Raw genomic sequence first — 18,554 nt, 5'->3', positions numbered from 1 at the left:
AATACGATTATTTACGAGTTTAGGAAATTGAAGTTGTTAACAGTTTGTTACCGCTCATTTAGGGTTACTAGTCAATCAAAATCTCTAAAATCTGAATCGCTGCATCACTGATTTTAGTGCCAGGTCCAAAAACAGCTACTGCACCAGCATCAAACAAATATTGATAATCTTGCTTTGGAATCACACCACCAACAATCACCATAATATCGTCGCGTCCATAAGCTTTAAGTTCTTCGATAACTTGTGGCACTAAGGTTTTGTGACCAGCAGCCAAAGACGATACACCAAGAATATGCACATCATTTTCAACGGCTTGTTTGGCCGCTTCCTTTGGTGTTTGAAATAAAGGTCCAATGTCAACATCAAAACCAACATCCGCATAGCCTGTAGCGACGACTTTTGCGCCTCTATCATGGCCATCTTGTCCCATTTTTGCAATCATAATACGAGGTCTACGCCCATCTTGTTCTGCGAACTGATCCGCTAACTCCCTTGCGCGTTTAAAACTGCTATCGTCTTTTATTTCTTTGCTGTACACTCCGCTAAATGATTTTATTTGTGCCTTGTAACGTCCAAATTCGGCTTCCAAAGCATCACTGATTTCACCTAAAGTTGCTCTTTTTCTGGCCGCATCTACTGCTAAAGCTAGTAAATTATCTTGACCTGTCTTAGCGGCTTCGGTCAATTTTGCCAAAGCTTTCTCGACGTCTTCGTTGTTTCGAGTGGATTTGATACGGTTTAAGCGTTCTATCTGTTGGTTGCGAACGGTTTGGTTGTCCACTTCTAAAGTTTGTATTGGGTCTTCTTGGTCTAAACGATATTTGTTCACTCCAACTATAATATCTTGACCCGAATCGATACGTGCTTGTTTTCTTGCAGCAGCTTCTTCAATTCGTAATTTCGGAATGCCAGCTTCAATGGCTTTGGTCATACCACCTAATTCTTCAACTTCCTGAATTAAATCCCAGGCTTTATGTGCAATATCATGGGTTAATTTTTCGACATAATAACTGCCAGCCCAAGGATCAACCGTTTTGGTGATATGTGTTTCTTGTTGTAAATAGATTTGCGTGTTTCGTGCTATTCGTGCTGAAAAGTCTGTAGGTAACGCAATCGCCTCATCCAAGGCATTAGTATGTAAACTCTGCGTACCACCAAAAGCAGCAGCGGCAGCTTCAATACAAGTTCTGGCCACATTATTAAAAGGATCTTGCTCAGTTAAACTCCAACCAGAGGTTTGGCAATGGGTTCTTAAGGCTAAAGATTTTGGGTTTTTAGGATTGAACTGTTTTACCAATTTCGCCCATAGCATACGAGCTGCCCTCATTTTGGCGATTTCCATAAAGTGATTCATCCCAATGGCCCAAAAGAAAGATAGGCGAGGAGCAAAGGTGTCTATGTCCATTCCGGCTTCCAGTCCTTTTCTAATGTATTCCAAGCCATCGGCCAAAGTGTATGCCAATTCTATATCGCATGTGGCACCAGCCTCTTGCATGTGATAGCCTGAAATACTGATACTGTTGAATTTTGGCATATTCTGACTCGTGTACTCAAAGATGTCAGAAATAATTTTCATGGACGGAGTAGGTGGGTAGATATACGTATTCCGCACCATAAACTCTTTTAGAATATCATTCTGAATAGTGCCAGCTAATTGCTCAGGTTTTACGCCTTGTTCTTCTGCAGCCACGATATAAAACGCCATAATGGGCAGAACCGCTCCATTCATGGTCATAGATACCGACATTTTATCCAAAGGAATTTGATCGAAAAGAATTTTCATATCCTCAACCGAATCTATAGCAACTCCTGCTTTACCTACATCACCAACGACACGTTCGTGGTCGGAATCGTAACCTCTATGCGTTGCAAGATCAAAGGCTACGGAAAGTCCTTTTTGTCCAGCAGCTAAATTACGTCTGTAAAAAGCATTGCTATCCTCTGCAGTTGAAAAACCAGCATACTGCCTAATCGTCCATGGTCTGCGTACATACATTGTCGAATAAGGACCGCGAAGATTAGGTGCAATACCTGCCACAAAATCCAAATGTTCTAAATTTTTTAAATCTTCTTTTGAGTACGTTGATTTAACATTGATGCCTTCAGCTGTTAGATATTCTTTTTTGTCACAGTTTGGTTTATAAACCGAAGGTTTTGAATTAAGTTTTATATGTTGAAGATTTTTTCTTGACATTTTATGCGTTTTTGAATGAAAAACAAACTATAGATTTTGTCTATACTTAGTTTTAGTCCTCTTTTAATCTATTGGTTTCCAATTTTTCAGAAAATCTTTTCTCAATAATTGGTTCAATTAATGTTTTGCGCTTTTCAATATTTAAAAAAGGATTGATTTCTAGCTCATTTTTCATTTTATCAGCAGGATTTGGATGTTTATTTGTGCCTAAAAGCACTAATTTTTCTGCATCAAAATCAGCCTGTTCTTTAGCTGCACTTTCTTTAATTTTTCGTTGAATCGTTCCTTCTTTTAATTGACTTAATAAGCCTCCGTTAGATTCAATATCCTTAAAAAGGTCTAAGGCTTTTTCTGCTAGTTGTTCGGTTAAACTTTCAATATAATAAGCTCCGTCTGCTGGATTATTTACTTTATCGAAATAGCTTTCGTTTTTTAAAACCAAGAGTTGATTTCGAGATATGCGCTCACCAAATTCGTTGGGTCTATGGTACAAGGCGTCATAAGGTAAATTACAAATAGTATCTGCTCCTCCCAAAACGGCACTCATACATTCGGTTGTGGTGCGAAGCATATTCACGTTGTAATCATAAATGGTTTTGTTACGTTTGCTTGGTGTTGCTATGATTTTGCAATTCGTATTTACATCATATTCTGAAGCTAGAGTTGCCCATAGTTGTCGTAAGGCTCTGAGTTTGGCGATTTCGAAGAAATAGTTTGAGCCGACTGAGACGATGAACGTCACTTTAAGAGATTGCTTCGCTTCGCTCGCAATGACGTTATCTAGATGGTTAAGATACTCATTGGCATGTGCCAAACCATAAGCTAATTGCTGTACAATTGTTGCGCCTGCGTTTTGGTAAAGGCTTAAGTCAATGCTAAATTCATTGGTTTGCTTTACTATGCCTTCAAATTTTGAATGGTCCTCTTTGAGATTGCTGTACCAATTACCTGTTTTAGCTAAGTTACCAATAATGTCTGTGTGTATTGTTGTTATATTATTTGGTGCTTCAGCTTCGCTCAGCGTGACATTATTGATTTTATTAACGAACTCTTTTGATAGGAAATTACATTTTAGATGAACATCAATAGTTATTAAATCGATGTTTGAAAGTAAATCGGTAACTGAAATGTTTTCAGAATGCACAATAAACAAGATGCTTTCTGCACCACGTTCAATAGCGTCTCTTGCAGCGATATTGGCATCGTTTTCATTTTGTACCTCAATAGCTTGACAAATTTTCCATGCTGTGGCTTTACTGGCTGATATTTCTGGCCAGGTTTCAAACTCATCGGAATGGTAAAACGGTTTTACATCAATACCTTCACTGGTGTTCCAAATCAGGGTATCGTTATAATCCGCACCTTTCAAATCGACCTGAATTTTTTGTTTCCAAGCTTTTGAAGATACTCCTTCAAACTCATCAAATAAAGGTTTACTCATCTTGTTTTTCTTTGGCTATACTATCTTCGTATTCAATAATGAAAATATCCTCATTGGGTTTCTTCATATAATAATTCTCACGTGCAGCACGTTCTATGCCTTCTTCAGTACTAAGCTCTTTAATGGCTTTGTTGTCTTTCTTCATTTCATTTTTATAATGCTCTTTTTGGTATTCCAATTCTTTCATATCTGAGTTGAGCTCGTAATGAAATAATAAGGAATGTGCATCAAAAAATAACATCCAGATAGCAAATACTATAAAAACTAACAGGTAAATGTTTTTAAAAGGTTTTAAATATTTGTTATCAAAGATTCCCATTATAAACGCTCGTTAATTATGGTTCTAACGATATCTACAGCTACTGTGTTGTATTTGTTGTTAGGAATAATAATATCGGCATATTCCTTCATAGGTTCAATAAACTGCTGGTGCATAGGTTTTAAGGTGTTTTGATACCTTGTAAGAACCTCGTCTATATCACGTCCACGTTCCGTAATATCTCTTTTTAATCTTCGGATTAAGCGCTCGTCTGAATCTGCGTGGACAAATATTTTTATATCAAACAATTCTCTGATTTCTGGATTGGTAAGAATTAAAATCCCTTCTACAATCATTACCTTTCTAGGCTTTGTAGAAATAGTATCTCCTGTACGATTATGCTTGACAAAAGAATATACAGGTTGGTCTATGGATTTGCCTTCCTTTAACTCTTTTAGGTGCTGCGCCAACAGATCGAAATCGATAGAACGTGGATGGTCAAAATTGATCTTTACACGTTCCTCATAACTGAGGTGAGAAGTGTCTTTATAGTAAGAATCTTGTGAAATAACACCTACCTGACCTTCAGGGAGTTCGTTAAGAAGTGTGTTAACAACGGTTGTTTTGCCACATCCTGTTCCTCCTGCAATTCCGATTATAAGCATTGTGATTTGTAGATTATATTAGTTGTGCAAATTTAACCAAATAGTGTTATTTATTGATGGTTTTTGCAACATCTTCGGCAGTAATGAATTTGCCATAATCATTTCCCCAACTATTGTTAATATAATTCATAACATCTGCCACTTCCTCGTTGGAAAGTCCTAAAGGCGCCATGGCACTGTTATACGTAATGCCATTAACAACCATTTCTCCGGACATGCCATTTTTAATACCTTTAATGCTCTCCTGTTGGTTGTCCCTTAAAAAATCGGCATTGGCCAATGGTGGAAATGCTTTAGGTACTCCTTTACCATTTGCCATGTGGCAAGTGATGCACATATCGTTATAAACTGATTTTCCGCGTTCCATACTGGCTGTTAATTTTGAATCTTTTTGAGCCAAGGATGTCTTTTCCGGATAGTCTACTTTGGTTGTTTTCTTCTTTTCTGAATTACATGAAGTTACCAGTAATACAAGTATTAAAAGCTTAAATATTTTCATCATTTTCTAATCAGTTTTACAATTCCTAAATTTTCTACTCCAACGTAGATATAACCATCTGGTCCTTGTTCAACAGAACGAACCCTTCCGATATCATTGAGCAAACGTTCTTCCTTTACAACCTTACCGTTTTTTATGGTACACATATCCAAATAATTAAATTTTAACGAGCCTACCAATAGATTGCCTTCCCAATCTCCGTATTTGTCACTATCTATAAATGCCATACCACTCGGTGCTATTGAAGGCACCCAATAGTGAAGCGGTTGTTCCATGCCTTCTTTTTCTGTAAGGTCAGTGAATTTTGTTCCGCTGTAATTAACTCCGTAGCTAATAACTGGCCATCCATAGTTTTTGCCAGGTTCAACAATATTTATTTCATCACCACCTCTCGGACCATGTTCATGCGTCCAAATTTCTTTGGTATCAGGGTGAAGCGTCATGCCTTGCTGGTTTCTATGACCGTAAGAATAGATGGCTTTTTTGGCATCAGCATCGTTTACAAAAGGGTTGTCTTCAGGAATACTTCCGTCATCGTTAATGCGATATGTTTTGCCGCCATCTCGCGTAATGTCCTGAGGGTTGGTGTCTCTATCTCCACGCTCTCCGATGGTGAAAAATAAATAACCGTCTTTATCGAATACCAATCGAGAGCCAAAGTGTTGACCTCTTCTTGTATTTGGAGTCGCTTTGTACAACACTTCTAGATCCGTAAGCGTATTACCGTTTAGTTTCGCTCTGGCTATTGCTGTATTGCCGCCATCTCCTTCTCCTTTAGACGACGCATAGGAAATATAAATGTATTTATTGTTCTCAAAATCTGGATGAAGAATAACATCCATAAGTCCACCTTGTCCACGAACATATATTTCTGGTAAGCCAGAAATAGTAGTCTTTTCACCATCTTTAAAGTGAATGAGTTCACCACTTTTTTCAGTGATTAATATAGCTCCATCTGGTAAAAAAGTGAATCCCCAAGGAATATTTAATTCTGGGACTACGACTTCATGGGTATTTTGATTATTGACAGGATTTTTGTCTTGTGCACATGCCGTAAAGCTTAATGTCATTAGTAAGATTACTGCAAATTTTGAATAAAGGGTTTTCATGGTTTTTCTTTTAGGACAAGATACTTAAAAAACATAATTTAATCGAATTGCAGCATAATAATTTATGGGATTTCCTGGGTAATAATAGCGTGGTGCAGCACCATTGAATCCTGTGGCGTTGACCAATATTTGTGATGCATATGTTGTATCAAATAGGTTATTAACTCCAAAGGAAAAGTTTAAGCTGAAATGGTCTCCAAAAGCTTTCTCATAACCGATTTTAGCATAAGTAATACTGTAAGCATCGCTATATAAACTATTACTGTCAGTTATAGGAATTTCGCCAACATGTCTGTAATGAAAATTGCCATATAGCCCAAAGTTGAAACTGTAATCGATACCAAGGTTAAATACTTGACTTGGTACTCCTGTAAGATCATTGCCAGAAAAGTTAGAATCTCCATCTACAAATTCATCAAACTTAAAATTGTTAAGGGTATAATTGATATAGGTATTGATTTTAAGCTTGTCTGAACTCAATCCACTGTAATCTAATTTTAGCTCTAAACCATCATGTCTTGTTTTGCCAGCATTGATGCCTATAAACTCGTCTTGTGCAGTTCTTCTCGATACAACTAAATTGCTAATGTTTAGCCTATAAAAAGAAATACCGTATTGCAATTTTCCTTTTGCTAGGAGTCCTCTACTACCTATTTCGTAGTTCCAGCCGGTTTCGGGTTTTAGGTTTTGGTTGATTTGTCCGTTCGGTAAAAGAGTTTCACTTAATGAAATCGGTGAAAACCCTTGACTTATACTTGAAAACAGATGGATATAATCGGTCAAAGCATGTGAAAGACTAAATTTTGGTGAAACAATAGATTTAAATTTAAATTCGCCTGATTGATCGGGATTATTGTTTGAAACTTCAAACCGATCTTCTAAATCATAAGACGTTGTGTTGAGGTTGATGCCAAATGTGAATGTTGTGCGTGAAGAAAGTTCATAATCACTTTCAAAAAACAAATTGTAATAGCTTCTTTTTTCTTTGAAATCTGAAAGCTCGTTTCCTTGTATGCTTCCAGTTCCCTCTTCAAAATCCTCATATAAATTTTCAAAAGTTTTATACTTGTAATTATCCTTAAAATATTCTCCACCTATAGTGAAGTTCAGTCTCTTTTTAAAAAGCGCAGTACTGCCCAACAACCTAGACCTTAACCCTAAGGCAAAACTATTTTCACTTAAAATATTGAAAGGTCTTGGCTCATAATTGCTTCTGAAGGAAGTAAAAATGCTAGTCACTTGTTGGAAATCTTCGTTGAGTTGATTGGTCCACGTTATGCCGATAATCCCTCGGTCTGAATCTTCAAAACCTTTTGACCTTCCCCAAGTAAAAGCAGCTGAACTGGGACTGTTTTTAAAATCCGACTCATTCAAAGAACTAGGAATAAAAGCCTTGAGATTAACAAAACTTGCTAGAACTGAAATGCCGTTTTTAGCATTGAGTATATGTTTTGATGATAATGTGAACGTATTTCGATAGTAGTCATTGTTTTCGCGATAACCTTCACTCGCTGTAATACTATGCGTGAAATTAATGGCATTCTTATTTAGACCAATATTGAGGTTTGTTAGTTCCTTAATCAGCCCGAATGAACCAACGGTAAACTCGGATGATACCTTTGTTGAATTACCAAAATTATATTTGGGTTTGAGTAGAATGGTTCCTCCCAATCCGGCACCATAACTGCTGGATGTCGCTCCTTTTATAATTTCAATTTCAGATAATGAGCCCAATTCAAAATCCTCAATAGTTGTTTCGCCACTTCCGTTTGTTAAGGGAATGTCCTTAAAATAAGCTCTAATTTTTGATGTACCAAACAGATTTCTTGCTCCAATTCCTCTAATGGTGATGCGATTAGTGTTGAGCGCTCCACTTTGCATAAAAATACCTGGTGTAGAATTTAATATTGGAGAAAAATCGGCATTATTGTATCGTTGTATTTGAGATTGATTAATCACTTCAATGGATGCGGTGGATTTTTTTAAAGATTTAGGTAAATGATTTGCTGTTATAATAACTTCATTTAATTGCGAAGGGTCAGAAGTCAATTCAATGATTTTGAAAGTTGAAAGCTCTATGTCAACAATTTCCTCAATGTAACCAATGCGTTTTACTTGAAACCTACCACTTTCTTTAATTTTGAAATTCCCATTACCATCAGAAAATGCAGTATCTAAAGTCTTTAGGTTAATTATTAAGGTGTTTTCTAACGCAATGCCGTTAGTCTTATCTAAAATTTTCCCATTGAAGTTTTGCGCAAAAGAACTAAATGTAAATAATAAAGAGAAGATTAGAATTTGAAAGACTTTTGCCATAAAGGATAAGGAATAATATAAAGGGCCTAAAGCGAAATTACTCTTTTTTATTTCCAATTTAAAGATTTAAATAAATGTATTTTTTAAGATAAAAAGGTCTTTTACATTTAAGAAATAAATTATATTTGCACCCGTTTTCTATTGTAGTTGTGATTTTGCAATTACTATGGATGCGTTTTGAAAATATAAGATAACCATTTCGGGGTGTAGCGTAGCCCGGTTATCGCGCCGCGTTTGGGACGCGGAGGTCGCAGGTTCGAATCCTGCCACCCCGACTTTAAGTAAAAAAAGCTCAGCATTTGCTGAGCTTTTTTTGTTAGTACCATTCAAAAAATATACCTGAAATTGCTACGGCTATTATCAGTATAATTAATGTTATGATGATGAAAGTTGCTCCAAATTTGGTTTTCGCATCTTTCTGCAGAATATAATCATCTCTTTCTTCGTCTTCTTCTTTTACAAATTTCATAATTTATATTTTTACTTATTAATAAATATCGTCTTTTTATTTACAAATTCCAAAATACCTTCTTTAGATAATTCCCTCCCGTATCCAGAAGCTTTTGTTCCACCAAAAGGTAACCTTGGATCTGATTTTACCATTTCGTTGATAAAGTATGCTCCATCTTCAATAGCTAAAACCTTTTTAGAAGCCTTTTTATAATCCTTGGTAAATATCATAGTCCCTAGACCAAATCTAGAATTAGATGCCATTGCAATGGCCTCATCTAAATTCTTAACTTTAATAATAGGTGCAACTGGCCCGAAGGTCTCTTCTTTAAACACTGGCATATCTTCAGTAACATTTGTCAATATGGTTGGTTGATAATAGGCATCATCTCTTGTGTTACCATAATGTACTTTAGCTCCCTTTTCAACAGATTTAGAAACTTGCTCTTCTAAAATATCAGCTAAATCTGGTCTTGCCAGGCAGGACATATTGGTATCTTCCTTAAGAGGGTCATCATAATTTAGCGCTTTCACTTTTTTGGTGAACTGCTCAAGGAATTCATCATAGATTTCTTCTTCTACCAAAAAACGTTTTGCAGCAATGCAACTTTGACCTGAATTCTGCATTCTAGCTTTAACAATGGTATCTAGATGCTTATCTAAATCGGCATCCTTTAAAATTATACAAGCATTGTTGCCACCTAGCTCTAATACAGTTTTTTTAAGATTTTTGCCGGCAGTTTGGGCAATACTTTTCCCGGCCTTTTCACTTCCTGTTAAGGTTACTGCTTTTACAATGTCATTACCGATAATCTCTTCTATGGTATCGTGATCGGCCAATAAAGTTTGAAAGCAACCCTCTGGAAAACCAGACTTATTGAATAGCTTTTCAATCGCTATAGCGCACCCAGTGACATTAGAGGCGTGTTTTAATAAAGCCACATTACCAGCTATGAGTGTTGGGATGGCAAATCTAAACACTTGCCAAAAAGGGTAATTCCAAGGCATAACCGCCAAAATACAACCTAGCGGATCGTAACTGATATAACTTTCATGTGCGTCTGTTTCTATGATGGCATCAGCTAAAAATTGGTCTGCGTTATGTGCATAGAATTGAATCAAAAAAGCACATTTCTCAATCTCGGCCTTGCTTTCTGTTATGGGTTTGCCCATTTCTAAAGTTATGAGCTTGCTCAGCGAGTCTTTATCTGCCAGCAACTCATCAGCAAGTTTTTGTAACAGTTTAGCACGCTCACTTATTTCGAGAAATTTCCAAGATTTAAAGGTGGCATTTGCCAACTCTAATTTTTTATTCAAAACAACTTTCGAATCTAGCTTGTAGGTTTTAATGTGTTCCCCGTTGTAAGGATTATTTGTATTTATGGTGTCGCTCATAGTTTTGTTTGTTAGTTCAAATTTAAATTTATTGGAGATTTTATCTTAATTCTAATACAAAAATGTTTAACGCTAAAAGTATTTGGCATAATAGCAAAAATCCATATCAAAAGAGTTAAGGTTGGCCGTATATTGATTATATATTAGCGTCAACGACAAATAACAATAACAATTAAACACAAAATAATATGAGTAATAACGGAAATACAGTTTTAGGAATTTTAGTAGGTGCAGCAGCAGGTGCAGCATTAGGAATCTTGTTTGCGCCAGATAAAGGAAGTGAAACAAGACGACGAATCGCTGAAGAGGCTGAGGCGAGAAGAAACCAACTTGCAGAAAAGGCCACAGAATTAAAAGATTCTATTGGAAATTCTATTTCAACACAAAAGGGTAATTTAGATAGTCAAGTTGAATCTATAGTGTCTAACGCAAGTTACAAGGCGGAAGATGTCATTACTACCTTAGAAGCAAAGTTGAAAGACTTAAAGGAAAGAAATAAAAATCTTCAGAAAAACAGTAAATCAACAAAGACAGCAAAAACAGCCTAGTCAATGAGTGTATTTAATGATATTAATAATACAACCGATAAAGCGTCAGAAATTGGTGAGCGTTACTTAAAAACGTCTCACCAATATTTTAAGTTAAAGGTATTCCAACAACTTACACTGACAATGAGTTTGCTCGCCAAGATATTGTTAATTGGTGGCATAGCTTTTATAGGTATTATTTTCTTGGCCGTGGCATTGGCTATTGAGTTGGGTAATGTTTTTGAGAGTTTGGTATTGGGTTACCTATCTGTTGGGATCATATTTTTGGCGGTGGCACTTATAATCTATAGTCTCCGGGCAAAGATCAACAGGTTTATTATTAAAACATTTAGTTTAAAATTTTTCGATTGATATGAAAGTATATTCATCATTTAAAGATATTGAGAACAACCTTAAACGCTTAAGGTTAGAGCGCGATATTGCTTGGGAAGAACTTAAACTTATGAAAAATGAGTATAAAGAAGACCTAAAGCCATTAAACTGGGTAAGTTCAGCTTTGAAACTTACCGGAAAATATGGACTTATAGCTTTAATACGCAAGTGGATATTTAAGTAATTTTATACAGCGCCTACTGTAATCTTACTCACCATTTGTTTCCTAAATTGGTTGGGTGTTACTCCGTATTTTTCTTTAAATATTTTAGAAAAATAGCTTCTACTGGTGAAGCCTATGGTGTACACAATTTGTGATATATTTAAATCTGTTGTTCTCATTAATTCTCTTGCAGATTCTAACCTTACATGTCTTATATATTCGGTAACAGTTCTGGAGAAAAGAAATTTAAAACCATCTTGAAGTTTTGCTTGTGATAACCCACATTCTGCCGAGAGGTCGTCTAGATTATAGTCTAGTGAAGGCTCTTTAAGAATTTTGTTGCCAAGCTTTCTTATTTTCTTTAACTCACTTTTTACCAGAGACGTCGGCAAAGGTACGCCTTGTGACTGTCTATTGTAATGTTGAATATGTAACGATAATATTTGGTAAATTTGAGCTTCCATTTTTAAGATTTTCACCATGCCTTTTTGCTTCACGTTATGCAGTTTTTTGACATGGTCTGCCATTTTAAGATTCAAAGCTCCGTAATGCGAAAATCTATTTTCGTGGTCGGTGTCAACAAAAACATTTTGCAGTTTACTATTTAGAGAAGATACTTTTGTAGTTCTTTTTTTAAGAAAATCTTTTCTTATGATCTGAATGAAATTTATATCTAGTTCGGTATTTTTCTTAAACTTAAAGTAATCAAATCCATCTGTTTTATTGGTAGTTATCAATGTTTGGAATTGTTCTACTAATTCTTCACGGCTATTAATGCCAAACCTATGGTAAAATTCACCGTTTAAATTGTAGATGAAACGAACCGGATTAAACTCGGTGGCTTCTATCTTTAATGTAATATCTTCATGAAATATAATGTTGAATATTATAACATTAACTCCCCAATCAAAAGTAACTACTCTTATGTTTCCTTTTGCGGTATTATTATTAACATCTAACCTAGACTTTCCCCAAGAATCAATAATTTCTCCACCTATACTTTGTTGGAGTTGCTCAATAATCTCTCGAGTGTCTTTAGCACTGATTAATACTTCTTTCATAAATAAGTTAGCTCTATATTAAAGGTTTAAAATCAATGTAGGAATACTCGATTTCTCCTATATGTTCATAATAATCTTTACCTTTTTTCAGCTGATCCAAATATGTGTTTGTATCGGCTTCATTAAAGGTGTATTGTTTTAATAGTTCGTTAGAAAGCAATATATATTCTTCACAATCAATTTTATTTTTTAGCAAGCGGTGAGCTACAATTACATCTTCTCCCACAAGTTTAATGTGTTTTCCTATCTGTACTGAATCTACACCTTTTGCAAAATGGAGTACTATTTTAAGGCCTAAGGTTTGAGATATTTTTTTGCCATCTTTAACATCTTTAAAATCATCATGTAATGCCCTTAACTGTCTGTAAAATTGGGTATAAAAGAATTCACATTGGGCTATTAAATCTTTTAATGGAGGCAACTCACCTCTTTTAAAAAAAAGCACAGCATCACCTTCAATTTCGGACACCTTTAGTCCGATCTCATTAGAATAGATAATTTCGTTTAATAACGACGGTACGACCTTAGAATTTAGCTCATAGTCTGTCTCACTCATAAATTTTGTAAAACCACTAATATCAGGGATGCAAATAAGCATAATTGTATGATTAAAAAATTTATGACAAAGTTCGGCTAATATAACTAATTTACTACTATTTGCATCTAAAAGGGATACATTTTAATTTAAATGAGCACATCTTCGGTTTAGAGTCCTATTAATTTTATAAGCAACAAAATATAACGATACAAACTATGACAATTTACGAAGCGATAAGAAGAGATCATGATATTCAAAGAAATCTATTGGATAAATTGGTGGACACTTCTGGAGACACTGCTAAAAGAAAAGAACTTTTTAAAGCACTTAGAAAAGAATTAACAATACATGCAAATGCTGAAGAACGACATTTCTACAAACCTCTTATCCCAACAGAGATGATGCAAGAGCATGCTAGACACGGTATTGCAGAGCATCATGAAATAGACGAGTTGATTGAACAGCTAGAAGATACCGAAATGGATTCTTCTGCATGGTTAAAAATCGCCAAAAATTTGAAAGAAAAAGTTGAGCACCATTTAGACGATGAGGAACACGCGTTCTTTCAATTATCAGGTAAAGTTCTTAGTGAAAAGCAAAAGAAAGACTTAGCCAATAAGTATAATAACTACATGAAGGATCATAGATAGTTCTATGAAGAAATGCTTTGAAAAACAAAACTGTTGATTTAGATTTCGCTAAGCGGTTATACCCAGCCCGAAAAATTCATCGACAGTTTTGATTTAAAATATGCAACTGACAAAAAGTTGAATATAGTGAGGGAATCTAGAAAGGGTAAAATAACCTATTCTAAAAATGGTAAATCAGTTACTCAAAAAGCCACTCTCAAACGCATAAAAGAATTAACTATACCACCCGCTTGGGAAAACGTAAATATAGCTTCTAATAAAAAAGCTTATATATAGGCTATTGGGAGGGATGAAAAAGGGAGAAAACAATACATTTGCCACTCCAATTGGAACCGGTTAAGAAACCAAACCAAATTTTAAAAAATGTATGCCTTTGGTCAAGGCTTACCTGAATTAAGAAAGAGAGTTGAGACCGACCTTGAGTCGCCTAAATGGACTAAGCAAAAAGTTCTAGCTTTGACTATAAGCCTACTCGAAGAAACACATAATAGAATTGGTAACTCTTATTATACTTCTACAAAAAACACCTATGGTTTATCTACTCTTAGAAGTGGGCATGTGGATATATATAAAAATAAGTTAAAATTTGAATTTAAAGGAAAGCGAGGTAAAACACACCGCGTAACGATTAAGAATAAAAAACTTATAAAATTAATACAGCAATGAGAGGAAATTCCTGGATGGGAATTATTTTAAGTATTACGATGAAGATAGTGCAAAACATTGCGTGGATAGCTCGTCGATGGTCAATGAATATTTACAAGACATTTCCGGTGAGCTCTTTACGGCTAAGGGTTTTAGGAATTGGGGTGCAAGTAAAATATGTTTTGAAATCTTAATGAAGCTAGGAATCGAACTAGACAAAGACCAAGCAAATAAGAAAGTCTTAACAGCTGTAGATAACGCAGTAAAAGCTTTGGGAAATAAAAGAAATGTTGTTAGAAAATATTATGTGCACCCAAAAATTACCGAAAGTTATCTCGATGGAACAATTAAGCCTTATTTCTCCTAAAAAAATGTAAAAGTATCGATGGATTAACAGAAACAGAGACTTCAATGCTTAAGCTTATAAACAATTACAAACCAACATTATGAATTAAATCATTAGTGTCAATTTCTGTAGCATTTGCATTAATATTAACTAAAGCTGTTGTTTATTTTTATGGTAGAAAAGAAAGAGGGATACACCTAGACTAATAAATGGTAGACATCCCAAAAGTAAATTATCTATAATCAAATAAAAAAAGTTATGAGCACATACACAGAAGAAGTCGGAAATAAACTAAACGCGTTGTTGGAAAAAACCTATGACGCAGAGAAAGGATTTAAAAAGGCCGCCGAGAATGTTGATAACCCTTCTTTAAAAGCTTACTTTGAAAACAAAGCACAAGAACGTTATAACTTTGGTCATGAACTAAAGAAAGAGATTAGAAGTTTTAACCAAGATGTGGATAAAGGGGGAAGTCTAACAGGGACAGTACATAGAGCATGGATGGATTTAAAAAGTCTATTTTCTAGTGATGATGAAGAATCCATGTTAGAAGAAGCAATAAGAGGTGAAAAAGCAGCAGTAAATGAATATGAAGAGATATTAAAGGAAACAAGTCTGCCTCTGAGCACTAAATCCATATTGCAATCACAAAAAAATATTATTAATGAAGGTCTAACAAAAATTAATGCGTTAGAAGATATCCATTAATAATTTAGTTAGTAGGTTAGATCGAAGGAGGGCATTTGTCATAAGTGCCCTTCTTTTTTTATATGATTTACGATAGTTTTTAATTTGAATCAGTTAATCATAAGCTGTTGATTAAGTTAACTTTATAGTAAGAAATTTGATAGTCAAGTTTTGAATTTTAAACATTAAAATCATAAAATTATGTTACGTTGGACAATCACATTTGTAGTAATTGCATTAATTGCAGCGATATTAGGATTTGGAGGAATAGCAGGTGCAGCAGCAGGAATAGCTAAGGTAATCTTCTTTATATTCTTGGTACTTTTTATAGCCTCATTATTTAGAGGCCTAGTTAAAAAGTAATTAATTATATTTAAAAGAATAAAATTCCACTTTAACACTAAAAACCATTCATTATGAAAAAATTAATTTTAGCATTTGTATTATTATTTACAATGTCAACAGCGTTAACAAGTTGTAGAGAAACGAAAAACGATGTAGCAGATGATGTAGAAGATGTCGTTGACGATGTAGAAGACACGGTAGATTAAAAAAGAAAACAATCTAGTTTATTGACAAAAAAAAAGACCTCGGCTTAAAACCTGAGGTCTTTTCATTGTAGTCATTCCACCCTCACATAATTTTCAGAGTATATCCTATTGCCATCTTCGTCCAGTTCGATTTGTTGAAATTTATTCGTCTGTAAATCCAATTCAAAAATAAATTCCTTTTTCTCTGCAATTACCTGATCCATAACCGCTGAACCAAAATCCAGGACTTCTGTCAGTCGTTCACCATCGTAATCGTAAGTGCCATAACCAAACCATTCCGAAGAATCTGCAGGTCTGTGTTTGCACCACATTACCTTAGTGTCAGAATACATTTTTAGTTGCCTAAATTCTGGATTCATCTCAAAAGAATCTACAACCACATTGTCTTTGTAGTTATAAAAGCCTGTAAGTTCCCATGTGCCCTTAAGGCTATTAAGTTTGTCTTGTTGTTCTGTTTCTACTTCCGTAGAGTTGTCATTTTCTGGAGCTTCCTTGCAAGAGAATGCAAGAGCCAGAGCGAGGCTAAAGATTAGGAATTTAGATGTCATGATTTGTTAGATTTTGCTATTTAACACCTAAAAATTACGAAATTTAAAGGACAAAGTGAAGCGATTTATAATATTTATAACACCATTGTTAGTGTTGATAACTTCTATGTAAGGATTTAATCAAAAATCCTACTTTTGTCCTGTAATAAAATACAAGATATGTCTGATACAATTGAAAAAATAAAATGTTTGATAATAGGTTCTGGACCTGCAGGCTATACAGCAGCCATTTATGCGTCTAGAGCGAATATGGCTCCTGTGTTATACCAAGGTGAGCAACCTGGTGGTCAGTTAACGACGACTAATGATGTTGAGAACTTTCCAGGATACCCAGATGGTATTACTGGGCCAGAAATGATGATTGAACTGCAAAAACAAGCCGAGCGCTTTGGTACTGATGTGCGACATGGTTGGGTAACAAAGGTGGATTTTTCTGGAGATATTCATAAAGTTTGGGTAAATGATGAAAAGGAAATTCATGCCTCAACTGTTATTATCTCTACAGGTGCTTCTGCGAAATATTTGGGATTACCATCTGAGCAGAAATATTTACAACTTGGTGGAGGGGTTTCAGCATGTGCTGTCTGTGACGGTTTCTTTTATAAAGATCAAGAAGTTGTTATTGTTGGAGCAGGAGATAGCGCTTGTGAAGAAGCTCATTATTTGTCTAAACTTTGTAAAAAAGTGACGATGTTGGTAAGACGCGATGAGTTTAGAGCCTCAAAAATTATGGCTAACCGTGTTAAGAACACAGAAAACATTGAGATATTATACAATACTGAAACTGAAGAGGTTTTAGGTGACGGCCAAGTTGTTACTGGAGTTAGGGTTTTCAATAACCAAACAAATGAAAAGTTTGATATACCTGCAACCGGATTTTTTGTTGCAATAGGTCATAAGCCAAACACTGATATCTTCAAGGATTATTTAGATTTAGATGAAACAGGTTATATTATTAATGCAGTACCTGGTACAAGTAAGACTAATGTTGAAGGTGTTTTTGTAAGTGGTGATGCTGCGGACCATGTTTATAGACAAGCTGTTACAGCTGCTGGTACTGGATGTATGGCGGCTCTAGATGCAGAACGTTATTTAGCAGCTAAAGAATCTGATTTTGAGGTATCTACCTCTACCTATAATTAAGAATTCGTTATAGAACATAAAAAAAGCCGAAGTGATAAACTTCGGCTTTCTTATTTGTAATTAGTTATGGTCTATAATTTCTTCTTTTGAAGCTTAGAGGTATCTTCAAACTTGCTGATTGTAATGGTTGGACTACCATACAAATAAATTTCGCTATCACCAGAAGATGCTATTGTAATACTATCCGAAGCTGAAATGGTTAAGTCACTATTATCTTCTAAAGTAGCATCTACGGTTTTAACATCAAATTTTGGGCTATTGAAGTTTGTTGAGTTATCCAGTCTTATCACAGAGCTGTTTGCTGAGCCTTCAATAACAGCATCAGAACGCAGATATAAATCAAAATCAGCTACTTTACTATTAATAAGTGCATCTAATTTGCTATTATCGCTAAGTTCTACTTTGGTTGAATCTGCCGTTAAATTTAATCGCGTTTTGGATTTACCAGAACTTTTGTAAACAAAATTCTTGGCTCTAATGTTTAAGTAGGCTCTAGAATTATCTGATGTAATTAAAGAGGCATCACCTAGTTCCATAGATGTTAATGATCTAATTTCGCCATCACCTCTTGTTTCAATATGCTGTAGGGCATCACCATAATTAACGGTTATAAGGAGTTTCTTTTTTGAAGTAATTCGCATGGTTTCTACAAAAGTGAGTACACCATCTGCAACATCAAATTGTATGACATCATGTAGGTTGTCATCTGCTTCTACATTTACGGAAGGCTTACTGTTATATACAATTTCAATAGAAAAATCACCATTGACAACAATCGTATGAAAATCATCTATGTACGTTTGTTTAATGGTAACATTTCTGTCTCCTTTAATCTTTTCTTGTGCAAATATGGTTGGAGCTGTCACCATTGTTGCAATCAGAATAAGCAATAATTTTTTCATGTATAATGTTTATTAAACTATAAATATGACACAAATCAAGGATAATGTCACTTTTAAAGCTATTAAACAAAT

Annotated in this window: 23 protein-coding genes and 1 tRNA gene; 11 read left to right on the top strand and 13 right to left on the bottom strand. The window is 35.0% G+C overall.

All coding sequences use genetic code 11. The annotated features are described in order from the left end of the window. Positions 1–67: 67 nt before the first annotated feature. The 7 genes from scpA to SIB89_RS04155 are packed head-to-tail and all read right to left on the bottom strand — an operon-like array spanning position 68 to position 8,483. Positions 68–2,194: a methylmalonyl-CoA mutase gene (scpA, locus tag SIB89_RS04185; RefSeq protein WP_412561277.1), complete on the bottom strand. Its 2,127-nt coding sequence runs from the start codon at positions 2,192–2,194 to the stop codon at positions 68–70. A gap of 52 nt (positions 2,195–2,246) precedes the next feature. Further along, positions 2,247–3,635, bottom strand: coding sequence for a methylmalonyl-CoA mutase subunit beta (locus SIB89_RS04180; RefSeq protein ID WP_412561276.1), 1,389 nt, complete (start codon positions 3,633–3,635; stop codon positions 2,247–2,249). Next, entirely contained in the window at positions 3,628–3,954 is a 327-nt protein-coding gene (locus tag SIB89_RS04175) for an FtsB family cell division protein (RefSeq protein WP_155089721.1), read from the bottom strand. The genes SIB89_RS04180 and SIB89_RS04175 overlap by 8 nt, the downstream gene beginning before the upstream one ends. Then, complete coding sequence (gene udk / locus SIB89_RS04170) at positions 3,954–4,559, bottom strand: uridine kinase (protein WP_155089722.1); 606 nt, start codon at positions 4,557–4,559, stop codon at positions 3,954–3,956. The genes SIB89_RS04175 and udk overlap by 1 nt, the downstream gene beginning before the upstream one ends. Positions 4,560–4,605: 46 nt before the next feature. Next, a complete protein-coding gene (locus SIB89_RS04165) occupies positions 4,606–5,061 on the bottom strand; it encodes a c-type cytochrome (protein WP_412561275.1) in 456 nt (151 codons plus the stop codon). Continuing rightward, positions 5,058–6,167 (bottom strand): PQQ-dependent sugar dehydrogenase, encoded by a 1,110-nt coding sequence (locus SIB89_RS04160; RefSeq protein WP_412561274.1) that lies wholly within the window; start codon positions 6,165–6,167, stop codon positions 5,058–5,060. The genes SIB89_RS04165 and SIB89_RS04160 overlap by 4 nt, the downstream gene beginning before the upstream one ends. A gap of 24 nt (positions 6,168–6,191) precedes the next feature. Beyond that, positions 6,192–8,483, bottom strand: coding sequence for a TonB-dependent receptor domain-containing protein (locus SIB89_RS04155; RefSeq protein ID WP_412561273.1), 2,292 nt, complete (start codon positions 8,481–8,483; stop codon positions 6,192–6,194). Between the two features lie 200 nt (positions 8,484–8,683). Here SIB89_RS04155 and SIB89_RS04150 point away from each other — a divergent pair. Continuing rightward, positions 8,684–8,758 (top strand) — tRNA-Pro (locus SIB89_RS04150). A gap of 41 nt (positions 8,759–8,799) precedes the next feature. On the opposite strand, the gene SIB89_RS04145 is transcribed toward SIB89_RS04150, so the two are convergent. Together SIB89_RS04145 and SIB89_RS04140 are read right to left on the bottom strand one after the other, a co-directional pair. Next, a complete protein-coding gene (locus SIB89_RS04145; protein WP_202913894.1) occupies positions 8,800–8,952 on the bottom strand; it encodes a hypothetical protein in 153 nt (50 codons plus the stop codon). Between the two features lie 11 nt (positions 8,953–8,963). Then, positions 8,964–10,328, bottom strand: coding sequence for an NAD-dependent succinate-semialdehyde dehydrogenase (locus tag SIB89_RS04140; protein WP_412561272.1), 1,365 nt, complete (start codon positions 10,326–10,328; stop codon positions 8,964–8,966). Between the two features lie 188 nt (positions 10,329–10,516). Between SIB89_RS04140 and SIB89_RS04135 the strand changes: the two genes are divergently transcribed. From SIB89_RS04135 to SIB89_RS04125, 3 genes are read left to right on the top strand one after another with little or no spacing between them, the layout of a single operon-like run. Next, complete coding sequence (locus SIB89_RS04135) at positions 10,517–10,876, top strand: YtxH domain-containing protein (RefSeq protein WP_412561271.1); 360 nt, start codon at positions 10,517–10,519, stop codon at positions 10,874–10,876. Positions 10,877–10,879: 3 nt separating this feature from the next. Further along, positions 10,880–11,227: a hypothetical protein gene (locus tag SIB89_RS04130; RefSeq protein ID WP_412561270.1), complete on the top strand. Its 348-nt coding sequence runs from the start codon at positions 10,880–10,882 to the stop codon at positions 11,225–11,227. 1 nt (position 11,228) lies between these two features. Next, positions 11,229–11,432 (top strand): DUF6327 family protein, encoded by a 204-nt coding sequence (locus SIB89_RS04125; RefSeq protein ID WP_155089728.1) that lies wholly within the window; start codon positions 11,229–11,231, stop codon positions 11,430–11,432. A gap of 2 nt (positions 11,433–11,434) precedes the next feature. On the opposite strand, the gene SIB89_RS04120 is transcribed toward SIB89_RS04125, so the two are convergent. Further along, the gene (locus SIB89_RS04120; protein ID WP_412561269.1) at positions 11,435–12,472 is read right to left on the bottom strand and encodes a helix-turn-helix domain-containing protein; all 1,038 of its coding nucleotides are present in this window, start codon (positions 12,470–12,472) and stop codon (positions 11,435–11,437) included. A gap of 13 nt (positions 12,473–12,485) precedes the next feature. Beyond that, the gene (locus SIB89_RS04115) at positions 12,486–13,028 is read right to left on the bottom strand and encodes a DUF2652 domain-containing protein (RefSeq protein WP_412561268.1); all 543 of its coding nucleotides are present in this window, start codon (positions 13,026–13,028) and stop codon (positions 12,486–12,488) included. Between the two features lie 197 nt (positions 13,029–13,225). Between SIB89_RS04115 and SIB89_RS04110 the strand changes: the two genes are divergently transcribed. From SIB89_RS04110 to SIB89_RS04085, 6 genes are all read left to right on the top strand, one after another. Next, positions 13,226–13,660, top strand: coding sequence for a hemerythrin domain-containing protein (locus SIB89_RS04110; RefSeq protein WP_412561267.1), 435 nt, complete (start codon positions 13,226–13,228; stop codon positions 13,658–13,660). Positions 13,661–13,786: 126 nt separating this feature from the next. Next, the gene (locus SIB89_RS04105; RefSeq protein WP_412561266.1) at positions 13,787–13,936 is read left to right on the top strand and encodes a hypothetical protein; all 150 of its coding nucleotides are present in this window, start codon (positions 13,787–13,789) and stop codon (positions 13,934–13,936) included. 87 nt (positions 13,937–14,023) lie between these two features. Further along, positions 14,024–14,326 carry a hypothetical protein gene (locus tag SIB89_RS04100; RefSeq protein WP_412561265.1) on the top strand — a complete coding sequence of 101 codons (303 nt, stop codon included), beginning with the start codon at positions 14,024–14,026 and terminating at the stop codon, positions 14,324–14,326. 76 nt (positions 14,327–14,402) lie between these two features. Further along, positions 14,403–14,672, top strand: coding sequence for a hypothetical protein (locus SIB89_RS04095; protein ID WP_412561882.1), 270 nt, complete (start codon positions 14,403–14,405; stop codon positions 14,670–14,672). A 237-nt stretch (positions 14,673–14,909) separates the two neighbouring features. Further along, positions 14,910–15,359 carry a ferritin-like domain-containing protein gene (locus SIB89_RS04090; protein WP_412561264.1) on the top strand — a complete coding sequence of 150 codons (450 nt, stop codon included), beginning with the start codon at positions 14,910–14,912 and terminating at the stop codon, positions 15,357–15,359. A gap of 180 nt (positions 15,360–15,539) precedes the next feature. Beyond that, positions 15,540–15,701 (top strand): DUF1328 domain-containing protein, encoded by a 162-nt coding sequence (locus SIB89_RS04085; RefSeq protein ID WP_155089733.1) that lies wholly within the window; start codon positions 15,540–15,542, stop codon positions 15,699–15,701. A gap of 259 nt (positions 15,702–15,960) precedes the next feature. Here the strand turns inward: SIB89_RS04085 and SIB89_RS04080 are convergent, their stop codons facing one another. After that, positions 15,961–16,437: a hypothetical protein gene (locus tag SIB89_RS04080; protein WP_155089734.1), complete on the bottom strand. Its 477-nt coding sequence runs from the start codon at positions 16,435–16,437 to the stop codon at positions 15,961–15,963. Between the two features lie 159 nt (positions 16,438–16,596). On the opposite strand from SIB89_RS04080, the gene trxB reads away from it, so the two are divergent. Continuing rightward, positions 16,597–17,580, top strand: a complete 984-nt coding sequence (gene trxB / locus SIB89_RS04075; protein WP_412561263.1) for a thioredoxin-disulfide reductase — start codon at positions 16,597–16,599, stop codon at positions 17,578–17,580. Positions 17,581–17,651: 71 nt separating this feature from the next. Here trxB and SIB89_RS04070 read toward each other — a convergent pair whose 3' ends face one another. Then, positions 17,652–18,482, bottom strand: coding sequence for a GIN domain-containing protein (locus SIB89_RS04070; RefSeq protein WP_412561262.1), 831 nt, complete (start codon positions 18,480–18,482; stop codon positions 17,652–17,654). Positions 18,483–18,554: the final 72 nt, after the last annotated feature.

It is taken from the genome of Winogradskyella sp. MIT101101, from assembly GCF_047126865.1.
Classification (GTDB): Bacteria; Bacteroidota; Bacteroidia; order Flavobacteriales; family Flavobacteriaceae; genus Winogradskyella; species Winogradskyella ouciana.
This window is presented reverse-complemented; position numbering and strand designations above follow the sequence as displayed.